The following is a 21,989-nucleotide window of genomic DNA, read 5'->3' on the forward strand; positions in this document are numbered from 1 at the left end:
GGCTGGTCCGCGGCCCCGGAGCCCGCCCCCACGCCGCGGGAGGCCGCGGACCAGCCCGCCCCCGGCGCGCCGGCGGGCGAGCGCCCGGGCACGGTGGCCGCGCCCGTCGCCGAGCGCCCCGCGCACACCGGCGACGGCGCCGCGGTCCCGCCCGCTCCGGCGCCCGCCGCGACGCGCCCGCCGGAGCAGCCCGCGCCGCGCGACCCCGAGCCCGCTCCGGCCACCTCCCCGGTGGCGACGGCCCAGCCGGCGACCGCCCCCTACGCCCCCGCGGCGAAGGCGGCCCGGGAGGCCGAGCAGGAGGTCCCCGAGGCCTCGGACGAGACGCAGCGCCTGCGCGGCCCCGCCGCCCGGGTGGTCACCAACATGGAGGCCAGCCTGGAGGTGCCCACCGCGACGTCGGTGCGCGCCATCCCGGCCAAGCTCCTGGTCGACAACCGCATCGTCATCAACAACCACCTGGCCCGCGGCCGGGGCGGCAAGGTCTCGTTCACGCACCTCATCGGCTTCGCGCTGGTCGAGGCCGTCGGCGAGATGCCGGCGATGAACAGCGCCTACACGCTGGTCGACGGCAAGCCGGGCGTGCTGACGCCCGCGCACGTCAACCTCGGCCTCGCGATCGACCTGGCCAAGCCGGACGGCACCCGCCAGCTGCTGGTGCCGAGCATCAAGCAGGCCGAGACGCTCGACTTCGCGCAGTTCTGGAACGCGTACGAGGACGTCGTGCGGCGCGCCCGCGGCGGCAAGCTCGGGGTCGACGACTTCGCGGGCACCACGCTGTCGCTGACCAACCCCGGCACCATCGGCACCGTGCACTCCGTGCCGCGGCTCATGCAGGGCCAGGGCACGATCATCGGCGTCGGCGCGATGGACTACCCCGCGGAGTTCCAGGGCACGTCCGACGAGCAGCTCAACAAGATGGGCGTGTCGAAGGTGCTGACGGTGACGTCCACCTACGACCACCGGATCATCCAGGGCGCCCAGTCCGGCGACTTCCTGCGCATCCTGCACCGCAAGCTGCTCGGCGAGGACGGCTTCTACGACCGGGTGTTCGCGTCGCTGCGCGTGCCCTACGAGCCGATCCGCTGGGTCAAGGAGGCCGCCGACCCCGACGCCGAGGCCATCAAGCCCGCGCGGATCGCCGAGCTCATCCACGCCTACCGGTCGCGCGGCCACCTCATGGCCGACACCGACCCGCTGGCCTACCGGCTGCGCAAGCACCCGGACCTGGACGTGCAGACGCACGGGCTGTCGCTGTGGGACCTGGACCGGACGTTCCCGACCGGCGGGTTCACCGGCCGGCCGCGGGCCACGCTGCGCCAGGTGCTCGGCCTGCTGCGCGACTCGTACTGCCGCACCACCGGCTTCGAGTACATGCACCTGCAGGACCCGCGGCAGCGCCGCTGGCTCCAGGAGCGGCTGGAGGCGGGCTACGCCCCGACGCCCCGCGAGGACCAGCTGCGCATCCTGCGCCGCCTGAACGCGGCCGAGGCGTTCGAGACGTTCCTGCAGACCAAGTACGTCGGGCAGAAGCGGTTCTCCCTGGAGGGCGGCGAGTCCGTCATCCCGCTGCTCGACGCCGTGCTGTCCCGCGCCGCGGAGTCCGGGCTGGACGAGGTCGCCATCGGCATGGCGCACCGCGGCCGGCTCAACGTCCTCGCGAACATCGCCGGCAAGTCCTACGGGCAGATCTTCAGCGAGTTCGAGGGCAACCAGGACCCCAAGTCCGTGCAGGGCTCCGGCGACGTGAAGTACCACCTGGGCACCGAGGGCGTGTTCCGCGCCGAGTCCGGCGCGTCCACCCGCGTCTACCTGGCCGCGAACCCGTCCCACCTCGAGGCGGTCGACCCGGTGCTCGAGGGCATCGTGCGCGCCAAGCAGGACCGGATCGACCTCGGCGGCGACGGGTTCTCCGTGCTGCCGATCCTCATCCACGGCGACGCGGCGTTCGCGGGGCAGGGCGTGGTCTTCGAGACCCTCAACCTGGCCCAGCTGCGCGGCTACCGCACCGGCGGCACCATCCACGTCGTCATCAACAACCAGGTCGGCTTCACCACCGGCCCGTCGTCCTCGCGCTCCTCGCAGTACGCCACCGACGTGGCCAAGGGCCTGCAGGTCCCGATCTTCCACGTCAACGGCGACGACCCCGAGGCGTGCGTCCGGGTCGCCGAGCTCGCGTTCGAGTACCGCGAGCAGTTCGACCGCGACGTCATCATCGACATGGTCTGCTACCGCCGCCGGGGCCACAACGAGGGCGACGACCCGTCGATGACCCAGCCGCTCATGTACAACCTCATCGAGGCCAAGCGCTCGGTGCGCAAGCTCTACACCGAGGCCCTGGTGTCCCGCGGGGACATCACGCTCGAGGAGGCCGAGCACGTGCTGCGCGACTACCAGGCGCAGCTCGAGCGGGTGTTCGCGGAGACCCGCGAGGAGGGCTGGACCCCGCCGTCGCCCGACGCCGAGCCGGTCGCCGGCCTGGAGCGCCCGGAGTCCCAGCGCGAGGACGCCGGCGTCATCATCGGCTGGCAGACCGCCGCGCCCGCCAAGGTCCTGGAGCGGATCGGCGCCGCGCACGTCCGTGCGCCGGAGGGCTTCACGGTCCACCCGAAGCTCGCCCAGCTGCTCGCCAAGCGGGAGCAGATGTCCCGGGAGGGCGGCATCGACTGGGGCTTCGGCGAGATCCTGGCGTTCGGCTCCCTGCTCATCGAGGGCACCCCGGTGCGGCTCGCCGGGCAGGACTCCCGCCGCGGCACGTTCGTCCAGCGGCACGCCGTCCTGCACGACCGGGAGACCGGCGCCGAGTGGACCCCGCTGCTGTACCTGTCGGCGGACCAGGCGAAGTTCTGGGTCTACGACTCGTCGCTGTCGGAGTACGCGGCGCTCGGGTTCGAGTACGGCTACTCCGTCGAGCGCCCGGACGCCCTGGTGCTCTGGGAGGCGCAGTTCGGCGACTTCGTCAACGGCGCGCAGACCGTCATCGACGAGTTCATCTCCTCCGCCGAGCAGAAGTGGGGCCAGCACTCGTCCGTCGTGCTGCTGCTCCCCCACGGCTACGAGGGCCAGGGGCCGGACCACTCGTCGGCCCGCATCGAGCGGTTCCTGCAGCTGTGCGCCGAGGGCAACATGACCGTCGCGCAGCCGACGACCCCCGCGTCGTACTTCCACCTGCTGCGCCGCCAGGCCTACGCCCGGCCGCGCCGCCCGCTCATCGTCTTCACCCCGAAGTCGATGCTGCGGCTCAAGGCGGGCGCGTCGCCGGTCTCGGACTTCACGTCCGGCACGTTCCGCCCGGTCATCGGCGACGAGTCGGCCGCGGCGTCCGCCGCGCGGGTCGACCGCGTGCTGCTGTGCTCCGGCAAGCTCTACTGGGACCTCGTGGCCCAGCGGGAGAAGCGCGGCGACGAGCGCACGGCGATCGTCCGGTTCGAGCAGCTGTACCCGCTCGACCACGACGGCATCCGCGCGGCGCTCGCGCCGTTCGACGGGGCCGAGCTCGTCTGGGTCCAGGACGAGCCCCAGAACCAGGGCCCGTGGTCGTACGTGTCGCTCGCGCTGCCGCCGGTCGTGGGCGCGCCGGTCCGTGCCGTGTCCCGCCCGGCGTCGGCGTCCACGGCGGCCGGCTCGGCGAAGGCGCACCAGGCGGAGCAGGCGGAGATCCTGCGGGCGGCGTTCGACCGCTGACCCGCGGGCACGACACGGAGGCCGGCCGTCCCTCGGGGGCGGCCGGCCTCCGCCGCATCCGGGAGGTGCGCGCGGTGGCGCCCATCGATCGCCGAGATAGGACCCGCGGGCCGACGTAGGACCGTCCAGGGTCCTACCTCGGCGCGCAGGCCCTATCTCGGCGCGTGGGGCGGGCCGGGCGGGGCGCCGGCCGGGTCAGGCGACGGACATGCGGTCGGCGGCCGACTCCGCCTCGTCCGTGCACGCGAACTGGCGCCGGTACGCCTGCGGGCTCGTGCCCAGGACCCGCGCGAAGTGGTGCCGCAGGATCGCCGCGCTGCCGAACCCGCTCGTGCGGGCGACCTCGTCGACCCCCGCCGACGTGCGCTCGAGCATCTCCTGCGCCCGCACCAGCCGCTGCCGGGTGACCCACGCGGCGGGCGTCGTGCCGGTCTCCGCGCGGAACCGGCGGGCGAACGTGCGCTCCGACATCAGCGCGCGCGCCGCGAGCTCCGGGACGGTGAGCTCGGCGTCGAGGTGCTCGCCCATCCACGCGAGCAGCGGCGCCAGCGTGTCCGCGTCGCAGGGCAGCGGGGTGTCGACGTACTGCGCCTGCCCGCCGTCCCGGTGCGGCGGCACGACCATCCGGCGGGCGACGAGCGCGGCCTGCTGCGCGCCCAGCTCGCGGCGGAGCAGGTGCAGGCACGCGTCGATGCCCGCGGCCGTGCCGGCGCTGCTGATCACGCGCCGGTCCTCGACGTAGAGCACCGCGGGGTCGACCTGCGCGGTGGGGTACCGGCGCTGCAGGTCGTCGGCGTACATCCAGTGCGTGGTGCACCGGCGGCCGTCGAGCAGCCCGGCCTCCCCCAGCGCGAACGTCCCGGAGCAGATGCTCATCACCCACGCGCCGCGGTCGTGGGCCGCGCGCAGCGCGTCGCGGGCGGGCGCCGGCAGGCCGTACGGCGCCTTGTACGGCAGGGCCACGACGAGGTCGGCGTCCGCGGCCACGTCCAGACCGGCGGTCACCTCGACGGCCAGCCCCGGCTCCATCGGCACCCGGCCCGGCTCCGGGGTGCACAGCGTGAAGTCGAACGTCGGCCCGCCGGTGTCCGAGCGGTCGATGCCGAACACCTCGAGCACCAGCCCGAGCTCGAACGCGGACACCCCGGGCACCGCGATCGCGGCGACTCGCTGCAGCATGCCGCCGAGCCTGCCACGGAACTGGCGGTAAGTCGATGGGGTACGGCAGTCCTGCCACTCGTGGCGGGATCTCGCGCCCGGCAGGCTTTCTGCCATGACGACGCTGATCCTCGCCCTCGCCCTGATCACGCTGACCGCCTGGCTCGGCGCCCGGCTGTACGACTGGCTGCGCACCGACGGGCTCGGTCGCCGCGAGCCCCCGGCCTCCCACCACGACTGGACCGAGGACGCCGACCGCTACCTGCACTGACCCGCGCCCTCCCCCGCCCGCCCGCGCCCCGCACTCCCGCGTCCGCCCGCCGAGATGGCACCTCTCGGCTGCGGCGGCGCGGCCCCTCGCAGCCGAGGGTTGCCATCTCGGCGGGGGCCGCGCGTCGGCGGGCATCCCGGGCCGTCGGGCTGCGAGACTGGGCCCGCCCCCGCGACCGCGGGCGGGCACGGCGAGCGGGAGGACGGGACGTGGGCGAGCTGCCGCTGCGCCTGGTGGTGATCGGGGACGAGCTGGCCGCGGGTGCCGGCGACCCGCGGGCGCTGGGCTGGGTCGGCCGGGTGGCCGCGCGGACCACGACGCCCGTGCCGCCGACGGTGCTGACCCTGGCGGTCCCCGGCGAGACCACCTCCGGCCTGTCCGCCCGCTGGGAGGAGGAGGTCGGCCGCCGCGCCTCCGCCGAGGCCGACACCCGGCTGGTCGTCTCGCTCGGGCGCGCCGACGCGCTGGCCGGGCTCTCGCTCGCGCGCAGCCGGCTCAACCTCGCGAACATCCTGGACGCCGCGGAGCAGCGCCGGATGCCGGCGTTCGTGGTCGGCCCGCCGCCGGGCGCGGGCGTCGACCCGACGACGCTCGCCGACCTGTCCGCCGCGTTCGCCGACGTCACCACGCGCCGCCGGGTGCCGTACGTCGACACGTTCACGCCGCTCGCCGGGCACGAGCAGTGGCTCGCGGACCTCGCGGCGGGCGACGGCGCGCTGCCGGGCCAGGCCGGCTACGGGCTGATGGCCTGGCTGGTGCTGCACTCGCACTGGAACGCCTGGCTCGGCCTGCCGGAGGACGTGGTCTGACCGCCGGGCCCTCAGCCCCGCGGCAGCGTCGCGGCGATCGCCGACCTCGCGCTGGCCAGCACCGTCCGCACCGTGTCGGCCGTGAGGGCCGACGGCCCGCCGTCCGCCTCCGCCCGCCGGACGGCGTCCCGCACCTCCGCGCGGAACGCCGCGAGGTCGGCCTCGATCTGCGACCGCCGCGCCCGCGCGGCCCGGCGCTCCTCGGCCGCCGTGCGCCGCTCCCGGTCGGCCGCGCGGCGCTCGTGGTCAGCGCCCGCCGCGCGCGCCGGCCCGTCGCCGGGCGCGCCCGGCTGCGGGACCCAGCCGCCGGGGAACGGACCGGCCCCCGGTCCCCCGGGGGACCCGGCCCGCGGGTCCCGGGTCCGCAGCGCCGCGGCCCGCGCCTGCTGCGCCGCGGCGGCCATCTCCGCGCGCATCCCCGCCATCGACCCCGCGACCTCGGCCCGCACCTGCGCGGCGAGCTCCCGGACCACGTCGGCCAGCTCGTGCTCGAGCGCGGCGAGCTCGGCCCGGTGCTCGTCGACCTCCTGGCGGCCGCGGTCGGTCAGCGCGTACAGCGTCTTGCGGCCCGACTCCGTCCGCGCCACGAGCCCCTCCTCCTCGAGCCGGGCGAGCCGGGGGTACACCGTCCCGGCGCTCGGCCGGTAGGTGCCCCCGAACCGGTCGGACAGCGCCCGGATGAGCTCGTACCCGTGCCGCGGGCCGGCCTCGAGGAGGGACAGCAGGTACAGCCGGAGCTGCCCGTGCCCGAACACGGCCATCAGGCGTCGCCCGCGTCGACCACCGGCTCGGCGAGCGGGGCGCCGTGCAGCACCGTCAGGTGGCCGGACACGGTCTGGGAGTAGACGTAGCAGGTGGCGCGGTCGTCGCGCAGGTCGACCGTGGTGCGCCCGGGCCGGCGGTCGCCGCGGTCGACACCGTCCACCACGACCCGGCCGGAGACGCTGCGCGCCTCGACGCCGACGCCGTGACCGGCGGGCAGCCGCACCGCGACGTCGCCGGAGACGGTCCGGACGTGGCACACCGAGGTCGGCGCCAGGCAGTCGAGCGTGACCTCGCCCGAGACGGTCGTGACGGAGACCCGGTGCAGCGCGCCGGAGGCGGTCGCCGCGCCGGAGACCGTGCCGATCGACAGGTCGCCCAGGTGGTCGCGGACCACCACGTCGGAGGAGACGCTCTTGGCCGACAGCGCGCCGCGGGTGCCGTCGACGACCACCCCGCCGCCGACCGTCGACACCGTGGCGTCCTGCTGGACCCCGGCGAGCAGCAGGTCCGCGTTGACGGAGCCCAGCGACGCGACGACCGCCTGCGGCACCGCGAGGTGCACCTCCACCCGGTCCCGCTGGCCGGGCCCGCGGAGCCGCTCGAGGAAGCCGTCGATCCCGGTCACGGACCGCACGCCGGCCCACAGCGCGCCGTCGGCGTAGGTCACCTCGAGCGGCGAGCCGTCGACCCGGTGCACCTCGAGGCGCGCGCCGGTCAGCGTGGGGTCGTCGTGCGCGACGACGTCCACCCGGCCGCCGCTGACCTGGACGCGCAGCGAGCGCACGTCCTCCACCTCGATGATCTGCGGGCCGATGACGACCCAGGACTCCGTGGCCATGACGCTGCTCCTCCACATCGAGATATATCGCGTTCAGACACGCTATATCGCGTCCGCGGTGGCGGCAAGGGCGACCGCGGGCCGGGCGGGCCGGGCGCCGGACCCCCGCGGTCAGGCGATCAGGCCGACCGAGCGCAGCTCCACGGTGAGGTCCTGGGGGTTCGTCGCCACGCCGAGGGCCTCGTCGTACGTCACGGTGCCGTCCGCGACGAGGCGCACGAGGTGCTGGTCGAAGGTCTGCATCTTGTAGTAGTCGCCCTGCTTGATGAGGTCGAGCAGGGGCTCGCTGCCGGCGGGGTCGACGATCGCCTCGGCGGTGCGGCCGGTGTTGACCAGCACCTCGACGACCGCCGTCCGGCCCCCGCCGTCCGCCTTGCGGACCAGCCGCTGGGAGACGATGCCGCGCAGCGCCTGCGCCAGCGCGACGCGGATCTGCTGCTGCTCGTGCGGCGGGAAGAAGTCGACGATGCGGTTGACGGACTCGGCGGCGTCGATGGTGTGCAGCGTCGACAGCACCAGGTGCCCGGTCTCCGCGGCGGAGAGCGCGGCGCGGACCGTCTCCACGTCGCGCATCTCGCCGACGAAGATCACGTCCGGGTCCTGCCGCATGGCGGCGCGCAGGGCCACGGTGAAGTCGGCCGTGTCCTGCCGGATCTCGCGCTGGGAGACGATCCCGCGCTTGTCCGGGTGCAGCACCTCGATGGGGTCCTCGATGGTCACGATGTTCGCCTCGCGCACCGTGTTGATCAGGTCGATCATCGACGCCAGCGTGGTCGTCTTGCCCGAGCCGGTCGGGCCGGTGACGAGCACGAGCCCGCGCGGCTCGAGGGCGAGCTCCCCCAGCACGTCCGGCAGACCCAGCTCGGACAGCGACTGTGCGCCCATCGCGACCAGGCGGAACACCAGGCCGTACGTGCCGCGCGCCTGGTACGCGTTCACCCGGAACCGGCCGACGCCCGACAGGGAGAACGCGAAGTCCGCCTCGTGCGTGCGGACGAACGTCTCGGTGAGGTCCTCCGGGAGCACCTCGCCGAGCATGTGCTCGGTGTCCCGCGGCTTCAGCACGGGGACCTGCAGCCGGCGCAGCCGGCCGTCGACCCGGACCCGGGGCTCGGACCCGACCTTGACGTGCAGGTCGGAGCCGCCGGCCTGGGCCAGGGCGTGCAGGAGGGGGACGACGGACTGCGGCTGCTCGCTCACACGGGTCTGATCGGCCGGTACGCCCCGGTCCTTGAACCATCGGTGCGGACGAGCAGCACGGATGTGGGACCATGGAGGGTCCCCGGGCGGCTGTACCGCCGTGCCGGTCAGTCTCACCAGGGAGAAGTTCCATGAGCAAGCGTGGCCGCAAGCGCCGTTCCCGCGCCGGGAACGGCGCCAACCACGGCAAGCGCCCCAACGCCTGAGCGTCGGGCGGCGCAGCCGCACAGCACGAGGGCCCGGTGCGACGCACCGGGCCCTTCGTCGTGCTCGGGGCGGATCAGAGGGTCCGCGTCACCCGCAGCGTGGTCAGCTGCGCGTGGATCTTCACGCGCAGGTCCGCCGGGGCCTTGTCCTGGCAGCACCGCTTCACGAGCTCCTTGAGCATCGTCTCGACGGCGATCTCGTCCAGGCACGGCCGGCAGTCCTCGATGTGCTGCCGCACCTGCTCGGCGTCCCCCGGCTCCAGCTCGCGGTCCACGTAGGCGAACAGCCGCCCCAGCGCCTGCTCGCAGTCCGGGCCGCAGCCCCCCGCGTCCCCTGCCGCCGGCGTCGACGTCCCCGCGGCGTCCCAGCCCGTCATCGTGCCCTCCTCGACGATCCCGTGCCGTCCCCGCCCTCGGCGGTCGCGGCGCCCCCTGCCGGCACGAGCCCCCGGTCGCGCGCGTAGTCGGTCAGCATGTCGCGCAGCTGACCCCGCCCGCGGTGCAGCCGGGACATCACCGTCCCGATCGGGGTGCCCATGATCTCGGCGATCTCCTTGTAGGCGAACCCCTCGACGTCCGCCAGGTACACGGCGATCCGGAAGTCCTCCGGCAGCCGCGCGAGCGCGTCCTTCACGTCCGAGTCCGGCAGGTGGTCGAGCGCCTCCGCCTCGGCGGAGCGCAGGCCCGTCGAGGAGTGCGACTCGGCGCGCGCGATCTGCCAGTCCTCGATCTCGTCCGCCTGGGACTGCTGCGGCTCGCGCTGCTTCTTGCGGTACGTGTTGATGAACGTGTTGGTGAGGATCCGGTACAGCCACGCCTTGAGGTTCGTGCCCGGCCGGTACTGGTGGAAGGCGGCGAACGCCTTGGCGAACGTCTCCTGGACCAGGTCCTCGGCGTCCGACGGGTTCCGGGTCATGCGCAGGGCGGCGCCGTACAGCTGGTCCAGGTAGACCAGCGCCTCGGCCTCGAACCGCTCGCTGCGCGCCGCGTCGTCCTCGGACTCGGGGGCGCGTGTGGTGTCCTCGCTCATCACCACCGAGCCTAGTGCGCGCGCGGGCGCCGGGCCGCCCGGGCGGGGCAGCACGGCGACGCCGCCGGTCACGGCGGTCGGCCGGTCGAGGGTGGAACAGCTCATGGACGGCACAACGTGAGCGGCCCCCCGGGGCATTCCCGGGGGCGTGGGGCCCGTCGCGCCGCTAGGTTGGGCGGCAGGCGTCCGTGCGTCGCGGACGGCCCCGAGGAGGACGTCATGCTGCTGCGCCGCATCGCCCGACCGCTGTTCGCGTCGTGGTTCCTGAGCGAGGGGGTCGACGCGCTGCGCCGGCCGGCCGCGCACGTCGCGGTCGCCCGGGGTGCGGTCGACCGGCTGACCGCCACCGTGCCCCGCGGCGCCCTGGGCGGCGCGCTGGACGCGTACCGGCACCCGTCGGACGCGCAGCTCACGACGGTGGTGCGGGCGCACGGCGGCGCGACGGCGCTCGCCGCCCTGCTGCTCGCGACCGGGCGCGCGCCCCGGGCGTCCGCCCTCGCCCTCGCGGCGCTGACCCTGCCGCTCGCCGCCGCCGACGCGCCGGCCTCCCGCAAGGAGCGCGGCCAGCTGTCCGAGCAGGAGAAGAAGGACCGCAAGGCCCGGTTCCTGCGGGGCCTCGCGCTGAGCGGGGGTGCGCTGATCGCCGCCGCCGACACCGCGGGCCGGCCGTCCGTGCGCTGGCGCGTCGAGCACGCCCGGGCCACCCGCGCCGCGACCGCCAAGGCCGCCGCCGCCGCGGCGACGGCCGCGGCGGCGAAGAAGGCCGCGTCGAAGAAGATCGCGGACGCGGTGCACTGACGCGCGGCACCGGCGCGGCGCCTCGTGGGCCGGACGCCCGGGCCGGGGTGCCGCGCGCCCCCGATAGCCTGACGGCCATGAGCTCCGAGGTCCTCCCCGCCACCGCGCCCGACTGGGCCGCCCCGACGGCGACCGGCCCCCTGGACGCGACCGTCGAGGTCCCCGGGTCCAAGTCGCTGACCAACCGCTACCTGGTGCTCGCCGCCCTCGCCGACGGCCCCGGGCGGCTGCGCGGCGCGCTGCGGTCCCGGGACACGCTGCTGATGGCGCAGGCGCTGCGCGACCTGGGCACGACCATCGAGGACGACCCCGACGCGCCCGGCGACTGGCTGGTCACCCCGGGCGCGTTCCGCGGGCCGCGCGCGGTCGACTGCGGCCTCGCCGGCACCGTCATGCGGTTCCTGCCCGCCGTGGCGGCCCTCGCGGACGGGGACGTGCGGTTCGACGGCGACGCCGGCGCGCGCGTGCGGCCGATGGGGCCGGTGCTCGCGGCGCTGCGGGCGCTCGGCGTCGGCGTCACCGAGCACGGCGAGCCGGGCCACCTCCCGTTCACCGTGACCGGCACCGGCTCCGTGGAGGGCGGCGCCGTGGACGTCGACGCGTCGGGCTCCTCGCAGTTCGTGTCCGGCCTGCTGCTCACCGCGCCCCGGTTCGCGCGCGGCCTGACCATCCGGCACACGGGGCCGACGCTGCCGAGTCTGCCGCACATCGAGATGACCGTCGCCGCGATGCGGGCGGCGGGCGTGGTCGTCGACGACTCCGTGCCCACGGTCTGGCAGGTCGAGCCGGGTCCGGTCGCCGCGCGCGACGTGCGCGTCGAGCCCGACCTGTCCAACGCGGCGCCGTTCCTGTGCGCCGCGCTGGTCGCCGGCGGCACCGTGCGGGTGCCCGGCTGGCCCGCCGCCACGACCCAGCCCGGCGGCCTGCTGCCCGGCATCCTCGAGCAGATGGGCGCGACCACCCGGCTCGAGGGCGACGTGCTGTCGGTGACCGGCACCGGGACCGTCCGCGGGGTCGACCTCGACCTGCACGCGGCGGGCGAGATCGCGCCGACGATCGCGGCGATCGCCGCCCTCGGCGACTCCCCCACCCGGCTGCGCGGCATCGCGCACCTCCGCGGGCACGAGACCGACCGGCTCGCCGCGCTGTCCGCCGAGATCACCCGGCTCGGCGGGCAGGCCGAGCAGACCGCCGACGGCCTGGTGATCACGCCGCGCCCGCTGCACGCCGGCACGGTCCGGACCTACGCGGACCACCGGATGGCGACCTTCGGCGCGCTGCTCGGCCTGGCGGTCCCCGGCGTGCTGGTCGAGGACGTCGCCACGACCGCCAAGACCATCCCGGACTTCGTCGGGCTGTGGGACGGGATGCTCGCGTGACCGGGGCCGCGACGAGCGGGGGTCGCTGACCGTGGCCCGCCGCGCGCTCGACGAGTCGGACGTCCGGGTCCGGCCGAACCGCCGGGGCACCCGCCCCCGGACCAAGACCCGCCCGGAGCACGCCGACGCCGACCGTGCGCTGGTCACCGGCGTCGACCGGGGGCGGTACACCGTCCTGGTCGACCCCGACGGGCCGGACGAGCGCGTCGCCGTCGCGATGAAGGCGCGCGAGCTGGGCCGCGAGCGGGTCGTGCCGGGCGACCGCGTCGACCTGGTGGGCGACACCTCCGGGGCGGGGGGATCCCTCGCGCGCATCGTGCGGATCGTCGAGCGCAGCACCGTGCTGCGCCGCACCGCCGACGACACCGACCCGGTCGAGCGGGTCATCGTGGCCAACGCCGACCAGCTCGTCGTCGTCACCGCCCTCGCCGACCCCGAGCCGCGGACCCGGATGATCGACCGGTGCGTGGTCGCCGCGTACGACGCCGGGATGGACGTGCTCCTCGCGCTGACGAAGGCCGACCTCGCGGACCCCGCGCCGCTGCGCGCGCTGTACGAGCCGATCGGCGTCCGGGTGGTCGTCAGCTCGCGGACCGACGAGGCCGCGATCGAGGGGCTGGCCGAGGTGCGCGACGCGCTCGCCGGGCGGATGTCCGTGCTGGTCGGGCACTCGGGCGTCGGGAAGTCGACGCTGGTGAACGCGCTGGTGCCGGACGCGCTGCGGGCGGTGGGCGTGGTCAACGACGTGACCGGGCGCGGGCGGCACACGTCCACGTCGGCGGTCGCCCTGCGCGTGCCCGGGGAGCCGGGCACCTGGGTCATCGACACCCCGGGCGTGCGGTCGTTCGGGCTGGCGCACGTCGAGCCGGACCACCTGCTCGGCGCGTTCGCCGACCTGGCCGAGGTCGCCGAGGACTGCCCGCGGGGCTGCACGCACGCCGCGGACGCGCCGGACTGCGCCCTCGACGAGTGGGTCGAGGCCGCGCCCGACGACGAGACCCGCGAGGCGCGGACCGCGCGGGTGGACTCGTTCCGGCGGCTGCTGGCGAGCCGCTCGTCCGCCCCCGACGCGGGCTGAGGCGCCACCCGGCGCCGAGGCTGCACCAGCAGCGCGGTTCGCGCGCCGGGAGCGGCGCAGGTGCGGCGACCTCGGCGGACGTCTCGGCCCGATAGGTTGGGCGCATGACCCGGTACGACGACGACCTGCGCCTCGCCCACGTGATCGCCGACCAGGTGGACGGGCTCACCATGTCGCGGTTCAAGGCGCAGGACCTCCGGGTCGAGACGAAGCCCGACCTCACCCCCGTCTCCGACGCCGACCGCACCGCCGAGGAGCTGATCCGCGCGCAGCTGTCCCGGGCCCGCCCGCGCGACGCCGTCCACGGCGAGGAGATGGCCGACACCGGCCACGGCCCGCGGCGCTGGGTGGTCGACCCGATCGACGGCACGAAGAACTTCGTCCGCGGCGTGCCCGTCTGGGCGACCCTGATCGCGCTGCTCGACGGCGACGAGGTCGTGGTCGGCCTGGTGAGCGCGCCCGCGCTGGGCCGCCGGTGGTGGGCCGCCGTCGGGTCCGGCGCGTGGACCGGACGCTCGCTCGCGGCCGCCACGCGGCTCCAGGTGTCCGAGGTCGGCCGGCTCCAGGACGCGTCGCTGTCCTACTCGAGCCTGAGCGGCTGGGAGGAGCAGGGGCGCCTGGAGCACTTCCTCGACCTGACCCGGCGCGTGTGGCGGACGCGCGGGTACGGCGACTTCTGGTCGCACGTGCTGGTCGCCGAGGGCGCGGTCGACCTGTCCGCCGAGCCCGAGCTCGCGCTGCACGACATGGCTGCGCTGGTGCCGATCGTCACGGAGGCCGGCGGGCGGTTCACGTCCGTCCAGGGCGTCGACGGGCCGTTCGGGGGCAGCGCGCTGGTGAGCAACGGGCGCCTGCACGGGGCGGCGCTGCAGGTGCTCGACCCGCTGATCGAGCACTGACCCGCCCGGGGCGCCGGCCCGCCGGTGACGGGGTCGGCGTCCCCGGGGCACGGCGTCAGCGCGGGATGCCCGCGAGCTCCGTCGCGTCGTACCAGAGCAGGTCGCGCTCGGCGAGGGCGTCGAGCGCGGCGTCGTCGCCGTCGAGCGCGCGGGCGACCTCGTCCTTCGCGGCGGGCTCGTCCACGTGCGCGCACACCACGGCGTCCAGCGTCGCCGGGGCCGTCAGCGTCACCAGGCTCGCGGCCTCGTCGTCCACGCCCGCGCCCTCGTCCGGCGCCCCGTCGCGCACCGCGTCGTCCGGCACCTCGACGGTCACCACGAGCCGCAGGCCCGGCGCGTCCGGCCGGGACGCCAGGAGCACGAGCGCGTCGTCGGCGGCCATGAGCTGCGCGGCGAACTCGACCCCCTCCTCGTCCTCGTCGGGCAGCAGCGCGGTCAGCGCCGGCGTGACGGCGTGGGCGCGGCGCGGTGCCGCGAGCGGGCCGCGGCCGCCCAGCAGGTCGTCGAGCTCGTCCAGGGTGGCAGGCAGGTAGAGGCGCACGGGACCAGTGTGCCGCCCGGGACGGCTCGCCGCGCACACCGCCGACGAATCCGGGCGAGTCCGGCGCGTCGGGCGCGACCCGCCGGTGGTTGTCCCCAGGTGGCACGAACCTCGCTGGCGCGGGGGCGCCGGTGAGCGGTACATCTGGGCGCGGCGGGGGGCCGAGCGACGAAGGAGGTCACCCATGAGAAGGCACGTCACCAGCACGACCACGACCGGCGTCCCGTGAGCACCGCGATCCGGGTGCGCCTCGTGCCCGCTCCCCCACCGCTCCCGGCGGAGGTGCAGGACGGGCCGGCCCCGCCTCCGCCCCGCGCCGTGGCCGACGCCGGCCCGCCGGGCGGGGCGGTGCGGGGAGTGGTCGACACGGGAGCGGACGGACCGCCCGCCGCGGCGACCCGGGCGGCACCGCGTCCGGCGCCGCGGGCGGCACCGCGTCCGGCACCGCGGGCGGCACCGCCCGGGACGAGGCGGCGGGCGCCGGGCGGGCCGGTCGGCGACCTCGCCGGCGGCGCGCCGGAGCTCGACCCCCGGCAGGCGTGCTGCATGGTCGCGCTGGCGGCGGTCGAGGTCCTGGCGGGCAACCGGCCCCTGGCCCAGCTCGCGCGCTGGCTCACGCCGGAGGTCTACGACGGCCTCGCGCGCCGCGCCGTCCTCACCGCGCCCGGCACGCGGGTGCTCGACGCGGCCGCGGGCGTGCGCGACCTCGCCGCCGGGTCGACGGACCCCGTGCCCGCAGGGGCGGCACGGCGTCCGTCGGTCCGGCGGGTGCGCGTGCACCGGGTCGACGAGCACACCGTGGAGTCCTCGGTGGTGGTCGCGCACGCCGACCGGGTCCGCGCGGTCGCCGTGCGGCTCACCCGGTCGACCGGGCGCTGGCGGGCGTCGGCTCTCGTGGTGGGCTGACCCGCACGGGCGGCGCGTGCCCCGGCCGCCGCGGCCGGGACACGACGACGCCGCCCGCCCTCCCCGAGCGGGGTGGGCGGGCGGCGTCCGCGTGCGAGTACCCGGCGCGGCGGCCGGCCCGTCACCCGGCCCGGCGGCCGGCCCGTCACCCGGCCCGGCGGCCGGCCCGTCACCCGGCCCGGCGGCCGGCCCGTCACCCGGCCCGTCACCCGGCCCGGCGGTCAGCCCCGGCGGCGCTGCTGCTTCGCGGCCTTGCGGCGTGCCTCGCGGTTCCCCGCGTCCTCGGCGGCGGTCGCGCCCCCGGCGCCGGCGGCCCCGTCGGGCGCACCGGCGCCCGCCGGCGCGGACGTCGCGGGTCCGGCCGCCCGCCGGCCCCGGCTGACGGTCGTGCCGCTGTCGCCGTCCACGCTGGGCGCCGAGTACTGCAGCGGCACCTGGCGCTCCGGCCCGTCGATGCCCTTGGCGACGAGCACGGGCGCCGCGCCGCCGGCCGGTGCGGCCTCGCCGTCGCCCTCGACGGTCGGCTGCGCCGCGCCGGCCGGGGCGGCCTGGGCGGGCTCGGTGACCTTGACCTCGAGGTTGAAGAGGTAGCCGACCGCCTCCTCCTTGATGGCGTCCGTCATCGCCTGGAACAGCTGGTAGCCCTCGCGCTGGTACTCGATCAGCGGGTCGCGCTGGGCCATGGCGCGCAGCCCGATGCCCTCCTTGAGGTAGTCCATCTCGTAGAGGTGCTCGCGCCACTTCCGGTCGAGCACCGAGAGGACGACGCGCCGCTCGAGCTGGCGCATGTTCGGCTCGCCGAGCGACGCCTCCCGCTCCTCGTACGCGATCCGCGCGTCGGACAGCAGCTCGGCCTTCAGCATCTCGGGCGTGACCCGGCCGAGGCCGCCGGCCTGCTCCACGACCTCCTCGACCGCGATGGACACGGGGTACACGGTCTTGAGCGTGGTCCAGAGCTGGTCTAGGTCCCAGTCCTCGGGGTGGCCCTCGGCGGTCGCGGCGGTCACGTAGTCGTCGAGCACGTCCTCGAGGAAGTGCTGGACCTGCTCCTGCATGTTCTCGCCCTCGAGCACGCGGCGGCGCTGCTCGTAGATGACCTCGCGCTGCCGGGACAGCACGTCGTCGTACTTGAGGACGTTCTTGCGGATCTCGAAGTTCCGCGCCTCGACCTGCGACTGCGCGGACCGGATGCCGCGGGTGACGATCTTGGACTCCAGCGGCAGGTCGTCCGGGAACCCGGCGCGGGTCATCATCGACTCGGCCATGCCGGAGTTGAACAGCCGCATCAGGTCGTCCTGCAGCGACAGGTAGAACCGGGACTCGCCCGGGTCGCCCTGCCGGCCGGAGCGTCCGCGGAGCTGGTTGTCGATGCGGCGGGACTCGTGCCGCTCGGTGCCGAGGACGTACAGGCCGCCGAGCTCCACGACCTCGTCGTGCTCCGCGGCGACCGCGGCCTTGGACTTCTCCAGGGCCTCGGGCCAGGCGGCCTCGTACTCCTCCGGGCTCTCGTTGGGGTCGAGCCCGCGGGCCGCCAGCTCGGCGACGGCCATGAACTCGGCGTTGCCGCCGAGCATGATGTCGGTGCCGCGGCCGGCCATGTTGGTGGCGACGGTGACGGCGCCCTTGCGGCCGGCCTGCGCGACGATCGACGCCTCGCGGGCGTGCTGCTTGGCGTTGAGCACCTCGTGCGGGACCCCGGCCTTGCGCAGCTTGCGCGACAGCAGCTCGGACTTCTCGACGCTCGTCGTGCCGACGAGGACGGGCTGGCCCTTGGCGTGCCGCTCGACGATGTCGGCGACGACGGCGTCGTACTTGCCCTCCTCGGCCTTGTAGACGAGGTCGGGCTGGTCGATGCGCTGCATCCCGCGGTTGGTCGGGATCGGGACGACGCCCAGCTTGTAGGTGCCCTGGAACTCGGCCGCCTCGGTCTCGGCGGTACCGGTCATCCCGGCGAGCTTGTCGTACAGGCGGAAGTAGTTCTGCAGGGTGATCGTGGCGAGGGTCTGGTTCTCGGCCTTGATGACCACCCCCTCCTTCGCCTCGATCGCCTGGTGCATGCCCTCGTTGTAGCGGCGGCCCGGCAGGACGCGGCCGGTGTGCTCGTCGACGATGAGCACCTCGCCCTTGTCGACGATGTAGTCCTTGTCCCGCTTGAACAGCTCCTTGGCCTTGATGGCGTTGTTGAGGAAGCCGACCAGCGGGGTGTTCAGCGACTCGTACAGGTTCTCGATGCCGAGGTAGTCCTCGACGCGCTCGATGCCGGGCTCCAGGACGCCGACGGTGCGCTTCTTCTCGTCGACCTCGTAGTCGCGCTCGGGCTGCAGGCGGCGCACGACCTTCGCGAACTCGGCGTACCAGCGGTTCGCGTCGCCGGAGGCCGGGCCGGAGATGATGAGCGGGGTGCGGGCCTCGTCGATGAGGATGGAGTCCACCTCGTCGACGATGGCGAAGTGGTGGCCGCGCTGCACGAGCTCCTCGGTGCTCCACGCCATGTTGTCGCGGAGGAAGTCGAAGCCGAACTCGTTGTTCGTGCCGTACGTGATGTCCGCGGCGTACTGCACCCGGCGCTCGGCGGGCGTCTGCCCGGACAGGATGACGCCGGTGGTCAGCCCGAGGAACCGGTACACGCGGCCCATGAGGTCGGCCTGGTAGCTCGCCAGGTAGTCGTTGACGGTGACGACGTGCACGCCCTTGCCGGTCAGCGCGTTGAGGTACGCCGGTGCGGTGGCGACGAGGGTCTTGCCCTCACCGGTCTTCATCTCGGCGATGTTGCCCCAGTGCAGCGCGGCACCGCCCTGCAGCTGGACGTCGAAGTGCCGCTGCCCCAGGGTGCGGCGCGCGGCCTCGCGCACCGCCGCGAACGCCTCGGCCATCAGGTCGTCGAGCGACTCGCCGTCCGCGAGCCGGGCCTTGAACCGGTCGGTCTCCTCGCGCAGCTCGGCGTCCGACAGGGACGTGAAGCTGTCCTCCAGCGCGTTCACCTGCTGGGCGACGCCCGACAGCTTCTTGAGGATCCGTCCCTCGCCCAGGCGGAGGACCTTCTCGAGGATCGCAGGCACGTGCACTCCCGACTCGCTGCGCCGCACGTGGCCACGTGCGGCGTCCCGGCGTCCCGACCGCACAGCCGGGCCCCGACCATCGTAGGTGAGGCGGCGTGACGACCAGCAACCCCGCGCCACCCCCGGGGGCGCCGGTCGGCGCGTCAGCCGGCCGAGAGCGCGCTCGCCAGCACCGGGGCCAGCGTCCCGCGCGGCGTCCCGTCCCTGTCCCCGACCACGACGTCCTCCAGACCGAGCCAGGTGGCGAGCAGCCGCAGCTCGGCCGCCAGGTCCGCCGCGACCGCGCCCGGCGAGGAGTCCGGGACCGCGACCGGCGCCGCGCGGGCCGGCTCGGCGGGGTGGGCGGCGTGCACCCGGAGCAGCCCGGCGCGGCGGTCCGCCTTGAGGTCCACCAGCGCGGCCAGGTGCTCCCCGCGCAGGAACGGGAGCACGTAGTAGCCGTGCACCCGCTGCGCCTCCGGCACGTAGATCTCGATGCGGTAGCGCAGCCCGAACAGCTCCTCGAGCCGGCGGCGCTCGAACACGAGCGGGTCGAACGGGCTGAGCAGCGCCCGGCCGGTCGCGCGGCGCGGCAGGTCGGCGTCGGCGTGCAGGTAGGTGGGCCGGGCCCAGCCGTCGACCCGCACCGGCACCAGCGTGCCCTCGTCCACCAGGTCGGCGACCGCGGCCCGAGCGCGCGGGCCCCTGATCCGGAAGTAGTCGAGCAGGCAGCGCTCCGAGGCGACGCCGTGGGCGCGCGCGGCGATCCGCAGGAGCTCGCGCACGGCGTCGTCCTCGTCCGGCTCCGGCGCCGCCAGCACCGCGGGCGGGAGCACGCGCTCGGTGAGGTCGTAGCAGCGCTCGAACTGCGGGTTCCGGCGCGCCGAGGCCACCTGGCCGGTGAAGAACAGGTACTCGAGGACCCGCTTGGCCGCCGTCCAGTTCCAGCCCCACTCCGTCCGGTCCCGCGGCACGGGGCCCTCGACGCGGGCGTGCACCTCGCTCGCGGTGAGCGGGCCGTCCGCGGCGATCATCGCCAGCACGTCGTCGACGAGCGGCGAGTGGGTGAGCGGGACCTCGCGGATCGCGCCCCACGCGTGCTCGCGGTAGGCGCGCCGTCGCCAGCCGAGCAGCGCGTAGGTCTCCGGCGGCACGTAGGACGCCTCGTGGGCCCAGGTCTCGACCAGGCGCCGGGGCGCACGGCCGGCGGCGCGGTCCAGCAGCGCCGGGTCGTAGGGGCCGACGCGGGAGAACGTCGGCATCAGGTGGGCGCGCGCGACGACGTTGACCGAGTCGATCTGCAGCAGGCCGAGCCGGTCGACCACCTGCTGCAGCTGGCGCATCGTGGCGGGGCCGGTGCGCTCGGCGCGCGGCCGGTCGAGCCCCTGGGCCCGCAGGGCGACCCGCCGGGCCTGGGACAGCGACAGCGAGCCCGAGGGCCGGTGCGCGCTCCCGGGCGCGGCGCGCCGGACGGCGGCGAGGCGGCGCCCCGGGGCAGCGGGCGCGGGCGCGGCGTCGGTGCTGGTGGCCATCGCCCCATCGTGCCGCCCACCACCGACACCCGCCGCGTCGAGTCTGCGCCCCGTGCCTCTGCGGAGGCGCTCCGTCGCAGTCCGGCGGCGGAGACTCGGCGGGCGGCGGTGCCGGCAGCGGCGCACGACCGCGCCCGCCGACCGGAGGGTCGTCGGCGGGCGCGGTGCGGTGCGGCGGGCGTGCCGCGCGGTCAGCGCTGGGCGACAGCCCCCGCCGGGGCGGCGACGCCCCCGGCCTGCTGCGCGGCGGCGACGCCGTCGCCGGAACCCATGCTGGTCACGGCGGCGTCGAGCTTGATCACCCCGTAGCTCCAGCCCCGCCGGCGGTACGCGACGGACGGCTGGGCGGTCTCGGCGTCGACGAACAGGAAGAAGTCGTGCCCCACGAGCTCCATCTCGTAGAGCGCGTCGTCGATCGTCATCGGCTGCGCGGCGTGCACCTTCTCGCGGATGACGACGGGCGAGTCGCCGAGCGTCGTCTCCACGACCCCGTCCTCGCGGGGCTCGGGCGCGCCCGCCTCGGGCTCCAGCTCCTCCAGGGGCGGCAGCGGGTCGTTGACCGGGGTCGGGACCTTGCCGCGGTGGCTCTTGCGCCGGTCGCGCGCGCGGCGGAGGCGCTCGGTGAGCTTGTCGATCGCCAGGTCGAAGGCCCCGTACCGGTCGTCCGCGCAGGCCTCGGCGCGGATCACCGGTCCCTTGCCCACCACGGTCAGCTCGACCCGCTCGGCGGCGGCGGCCTGCCGGGGGTTCGACTCGTGGGTCACCTCGACGTCGATGCGCTGCGCCCGGGGGGCGAGCTGCTCGAGCTTGGCGAGCTTGTCCGTCACGTGCTGACGGAAACGCTCGGGGACGTCGGTGTGACGGCCGGCGACGACGATCTCCATGGGGTACCTCCTGGAGGTCCGGGGGCGGGGTCCGACCCCGCCCGGCAGCGTGCTCGAACGCGCCCTCGCGGGGCGCTGGTCTGCGGCACCACCTCCTCGTGCGGGGCGTGCCCGTCGAGTCCCGGTACCGGGCGACGTCCCTGCCACCCGGTGCTGTGGGGTCCACGCTAGCCCGGGTCCGGCGCCGCTACCAACCAGCCGGTCGGCGACCCCGGCGGACGGGTGACGGCGAGCACCAACGCGCCCGCGACCTGCGCACCTACCGCCTCCAGGGCGGTCCGGCAGGCGGCCAGCGTGGCGCCGGTCGTGAGCACGTCGTCGACGAGCAGGACGCGCGCGCCGGCGAGCGGGTCGCGTGCTCGCCGGCGGACCCGCACCCGCCCCGCCAGGTTCGCGGCGCGCCCCCGGACCCCGAGCCCGACCTGGTCCCGGCCGGCCCCGGCGAGGCGCAGCGCGGGCAGCGGGCGGGCGCCGAGCCCCGCGGCGACGGACCGGGCCAGCGCGGCGACCAGGTCCTCGCCCCGGCGGGCCCGCCCACGGGGCGACGCCGGCGCGGGCACCACGACCAGCGGCCCCTGCTGCCCGCGCGGGCCGGCGCCCCGCACCTCGTCCCGCAGCGCCGGCGCCGCCCGGCCCAGCACCGCCGCGAACCACGGCGTCACGTCCGCCCGCCCGCGGTCCTTCCACGCGACGACGGCCCGCCGCACCGACCCGTCGTTCTCCGCGAGCGCCCACACCGGGACCGTCGTGCCGTCCATCCGGTCCAGCCGCCCCGCGGCGCGCTCGCAGCGCCGGGGCGGGCCGGCGAACCGGTGCAGGCAGCCCCCGCACAGCGCCGCTCCCGGCCCGCCGCAGCCGGCGCAGGTCACCGGCAGCACGAGGTCCAGGAGCTCGCGGGCGACGTCGCCGAGGGCGCGGCCCCGCGGGGCGGGCGCGGTCATCGCCCCAGGATGCCCGCGCGACGCGGCCCGCC

20 protein-coding genes are annotated in these 21,989 nt (G+C 76.0%); 9 read left to right on the forward strand and 11 right to left on the reverse strand.

The features are described 5' to 3' along the window. Positions 1-3,684 (forward strand): multifunctional oxoglutarate decarboxylase/oxoglutarate dehydrogenase thiamine pyrophosphate-binding subunit/dihydrolipoyllysine-residue succinyltransferase subunit (locus tag MHY85_RS08900; RefSeq protein ID WP_239195661.1); only part of this gene is annotated, 3,684 nt, incomplete at its 5' end. 195 nt (positions 3,685-3,879) lie between these two features. On the opposite strand, the gene MHY85_RS08905 is transcribed toward MHY85_RS08900, so the two are convergent. Further along, a complete protein-coding gene (locus MHY85_RS08905) occupies positions 3,880-4,863 on the reverse strand; it encodes a GlxA family transcriptional regulator (RefSeq protein WP_239195663.1) in 984 nt (327 codons plus the stop codon). Positions 4,864-4,957: 94 nt separating this feature from the next. Between MHY85_RS08905 and MHY85_RS08910 the strand changes: the two genes are divergently transcribed. Further along, positions 4,958-5,113, forward strand: coding sequence for a hypothetical protein (locus MHY85_RS08910; protein WP_239195665.1), 156 nt, complete (start codon positions 4,958-4,960; stop codon positions 5,111-5,113). Positions 5,114-5,322: 209 nt separating this feature from the next. Further along, positions 5,323-5,922: a GDSL-type esterase/lipase family protein gene (locus MHY85_RS08915; RefSeq protein WP_158372402.1), complete on the forward strand. Its 600-nt coding sequence runs from the start codon at positions 5,323-5,325 to the stop codon at positions 5,920-5,922. Positions 5,923-5,933: 11 nt separating this feature from the next. Here the strand turns inward: MHY85_RS08915 and MHY85_RS08920 are convergent, their stop codons facing one another. From MHY85_RS08920 to MHY85_RS08930, 3 genes are all read right to left on the reverse strand, one after another. Continuing rightward, positions 5,934-6,683, reverse strand: coding sequence for a PadR family transcriptional regulator (locus MHY85_RS08920; RefSeq protein ID WP_239195667.1), 750 nt, complete (start codon positions 6,681-6,683; stop codon positions 5,934-5,936). Continuing rightward, positions 6,683-7,525, reverse strand: a complete 843-nt coding sequence (locus MHY85_RS08925) for a DUF4097 family beta strand repeat-containing protein (protein WP_239195670.1) — start codon at positions 7,523-7,525, stop codon at positions 6,683-6,685. The genes MHY85_RS08920 and MHY85_RS08925 overlap by 1 nt, the downstream gene beginning before the upstream one ends. Positions 7,526-7,636: 111 nt before the next feature. After that, on the reverse strand, positions 7,637-8,725 hold the full coding sequence (locus MHY85_RS08930) for a type IV pilus twitching motility protein PilT (protein WP_239195672.1): 1,089 nt from the start codon (positions 8,723-8,725) through the stop codon (positions 7,637-7,639). A 131-nt stretch (positions 8,726-8,856) separates the two neighbouring features. Here MHY85_RS08930 and MHY85_RS22035 point away from each other — a divergent pair, with 131 nt between their 5' ends. Further along, positions 8,857-8,931 (forward strand): 50S ribosomal protein bL37, encoded by a 75-nt coding sequence (locus tag MHY85_RS22035; RefSeq protein ID WP_370521008.1) that lies wholly within the window; start codon positions 8,857-8,859, stop codon positions 8,929-8,931. A 74-nt stretch (positions 8,932-9,005) separates the two neighbouring features. On the opposite strand, the gene rsrA is transcribed toward MHY85_RS22035, so the two are convergent. Together rsrA and MHY85_RS08940 are read right to left on the reverse strand one after the other, a co-directional pair. Continuing rightward, the gene (gene rsrA, locus MHY85_RS08935; protein ID WP_239195673.1) at positions 9,006-9,308 is read right to left on the reverse strand and encodes a mycothiol system anti-sigma-R factor; all 303 of its coding nucleotides are present in this window, start codon (positions 9,306-9,308) and stop codon (positions 9,006-9,008) included. Next, entirely contained in the window at positions 9,305-10,066 is a 762-nt protein-coding gene (locus tag MHY85_RS08940) for a sigma-70 family RNA polymerase sigma factor (protein WP_304518933.1), read from the reverse strand. The genes rsrA and MHY85_RS08940 overlap by 4 nt, the downstream gene beginning before the upstream one ends. A 114-nt stretch (positions 10,067-10,180) precedes the next feature. On the opposite strand from MHY85_RS08940, the gene MHY85_RS08945 reads away from it, so the two are divergent. The 4 genes from MHY85_RS08945 (at position 10,181) to hisN (ending at position 14,115) form a co-directional block, all read left to right on the forward strand. Then, positions 10,181-10,759: a DoxX family protein gene (locus tag MHY85_RS08945; RefSeq protein WP_239195674.1), complete on the forward strand. Its 579-nt coding sequence runs from the start codon at positions 10,181-10,183 to the stop codon at positions 10,757-10,759. Positions 10,760-10,836: 77 nt separating this feature from the next. Continuing rightward, the gene (gene aroA / locus MHY85_RS08950; RefSeq protein WP_239195676.1) at positions 10,837-12,138 is read left to right on the forward strand and encodes a 3-phosphoshikimate 1-carboxyvinyltransferase; all 1,302 of its coding nucleotides are present in this window, start codon (positions 10,837-10,839) and stop codon (positions 12,136-12,138) included. A 31-nt stretch (positions 12,139-12,169) separates the two neighbouring features. Continuing rightward, complete coding sequence (gene rsgA / locus MHY85_RS08955) at positions 12,170-13,216, forward strand: ribosome small subunit-dependent GTPase A (protein WP_239195678.1); 1,047 nt, start codon at positions 12,170-12,172, stop codon at positions 13,214-13,216. A 104-nt stretch (positions 13,217-13,320) separates the two neighbouring features. Beyond that, complete coding sequence (hisN, locus tag MHY85_RS08960) at positions 13,321-14,115, forward strand: histidinol-phosphatase (protein WP_239195679.1); 795 nt, start codon at positions 13,321-13,323, stop codon at positions 14,113-14,115. 55 nt (positions 14,116-14,170) lie between these two features. Here hisN and MHY85_RS08965 read toward each other — a convergent pair whose 3' ends face one another. After that, on the reverse strand, positions 14,171-14,656 hold the full coding sequence (locus MHY85_RS08965; protein ID WP_239195680.1) for a hypothetical protein: 486 nt from the start codon (positions 14,654-14,656) through the stop codon (positions 14,171-14,173). 357 nt (positions 14,657-15,013) lie between these two features. On the opposite strand from MHY85_RS08965, the gene MHY85_RS08970 reads away from it, so the two are divergent. After that, a complete protein-coding gene (locus tag MHY85_RS08970; protein ID WP_239195702.1) occupies positions 15,014-15,562 on the forward strand; it encodes an Rv3235 family protein in 549 nt (182 codons plus the stop codon). Positions 15,563-15,783: 221 nt separating this feature from the next. Here MHY85_RS08970 and secA read toward each other — a convergent pair whose 3' ends face one another. From secA to MHY85_RS08990, 4 genes are all read right to left on the reverse strand, one after another. Further along, positions 15,784-18,621: a preprotein translocase subunit SecA gene (gene secA, locus MHY85_RS08975; RefSeq protein WP_239195684.1), complete on the reverse strand. Its 2,838-nt coding sequence runs from the start codon at positions 18,619-18,621 to the stop codon at positions 15,784-15,786. Positions 18,622-18,764: 143 nt separating this feature from the next. Next, positions 18,765-20,132 carry a winged helix-turn-helix domain-containing protein gene (locus MHY85_RS08980; RefSeq protein WP_239195686.1) on the reverse strand — a complete coding sequence of 456 codons (1,368 nt, stop codon included), beginning with the start codon at positions 20,130-20,132 and terminating at the stop codon, positions 18,765-18,767. Between the two features lie 191 nt (positions 20,133-20,323). Then, positions 20,324-21,016 carry a ribosome hibernation-promoting factor, HPF/YfiA family gene (gene hpf / locus MHY85_RS08985; protein ID WP_239195688.1) on the reverse strand — a complete coding sequence of 231 codons (693 nt, stop codon included), beginning with the start codon at positions 21,014-21,016 and terminating at the stop codon, positions 20,324-20,326. Positions 21,017-21,183: 167 nt separating this feature from the next. After that, the gene (locus tag MHY85_RS08990; RefSeq protein WP_239195690.1) at positions 21,184-21,957 is read right to left on the reverse strand and encodes a ComF family protein; all 774 of its coding nucleotides are present in this window, start codon (positions 21,955-21,957) and stop codon (positions 21,184-21,186) included. Between the last annotated feature and the right edge of the window lie 32 nt (positions 21,958-21,989).

It is taken from the genome of Cellulomonas sp. ACRRI (assembly GCF_022346185.1).
Classification (GTDB): domain Bacteria; phylum Actinomycetota; class Actinomycetes; order Actinomycetales; family Cellulomonadaceae; genus Cellulomonas.

What these genes read in the sequence shown, in the direction of transcription:
- MHY85_RS08905 (WP_239195663.1), bottom strand. Translation starts at nt 4,863, where the DNA reads ATGCTGCAGCGAGTCGCCGCGATCGCGGTGCCCGGGGTGTCCGCGTTC.
- MHY85_RS08910 (WP_239195665.1), top strand. Translation starts at nt 4,958, where the DNA reads ATGACGACGCTGATCCTCGCCCTCGCCCTGATCACGCTGACCGCCTGG.
- MHY85_RS08920 (WP_239195667.1), bottom strand. Translation starts at nt 6,683, where the DNA reads ATGGCCGTGTTCGGGCACGGGCAGCTCCGGCTGTACCTGCTGTCCCTC.
- MHY85_RS08925 (WP_239195670.1), bottom strand. Translation starts at nt 7,525, where the DNA reads ATGGCCACGGAGTCCTGGGTCGTCATCGGCCCGCAGATCATCGAGGTG.
- rsrA (WP_239195673.1), bottom strand. Translation starts at nt 9,308, where the DNA reads ATGACGGGCTGGGACGCCGCGGGGACGTCGACGCCGGCGGCAGGGGAC.
- MHY85_RS08940 (WP_304518933.1), bottom strand. Translation starts at nt 10,066, where the DNA reads ATGAGCTGTTCCACCCTCGACCGGCCGACCGCCGTGACCGGCGGCGTC.
- MHY85_RS08945 (WP_239195674.1), top strand. Translation starts at nt 10,181, where the DNA reads ATGCTGCTGCGCCGCATCGCCCGACCGCTGTTCGCGTCGTGGTTCCTG.
- aroA (WP_239195676.1), top strand. Translation starts at nt 10,837, where the DNA reads ATGAGCTCCGAGGTCCTCCCCGCCACCGCGCCCGACTGGGCCGCCCCG.
- hisN (WP_239195679.1), top strand. Translation starts at nt 13,321, where the DNA reads ATGACCCGGTACGACGACGACCTGCGCCTCGCCCACGTGATCGCCGAC.
- MHY85_RS08980 (WP_239195686.1), bottom strand. Translation starts at nt 20,132, where the DNA reads ATGGCCACCAGCACCGACGCCGCGCCCGCGCCCGCTGCCCCGGGGCGC.
- hpf (WP_239195688.1), bottom strand. Translation starts at nt 21,016, where the DNA reads ATGGAGATCGTCGTCGCCGGCCGTCACACCGACGTCCCCGAGCGTTTC.
- MHY85_RS08990 (WP_239195690.1), bottom strand. Translation starts at nt 21,957, where the DNA reads ATGACCGCGCCCGCCCCGCGGGGCCGCGCCCTCGGCGACGTCGCCCGC.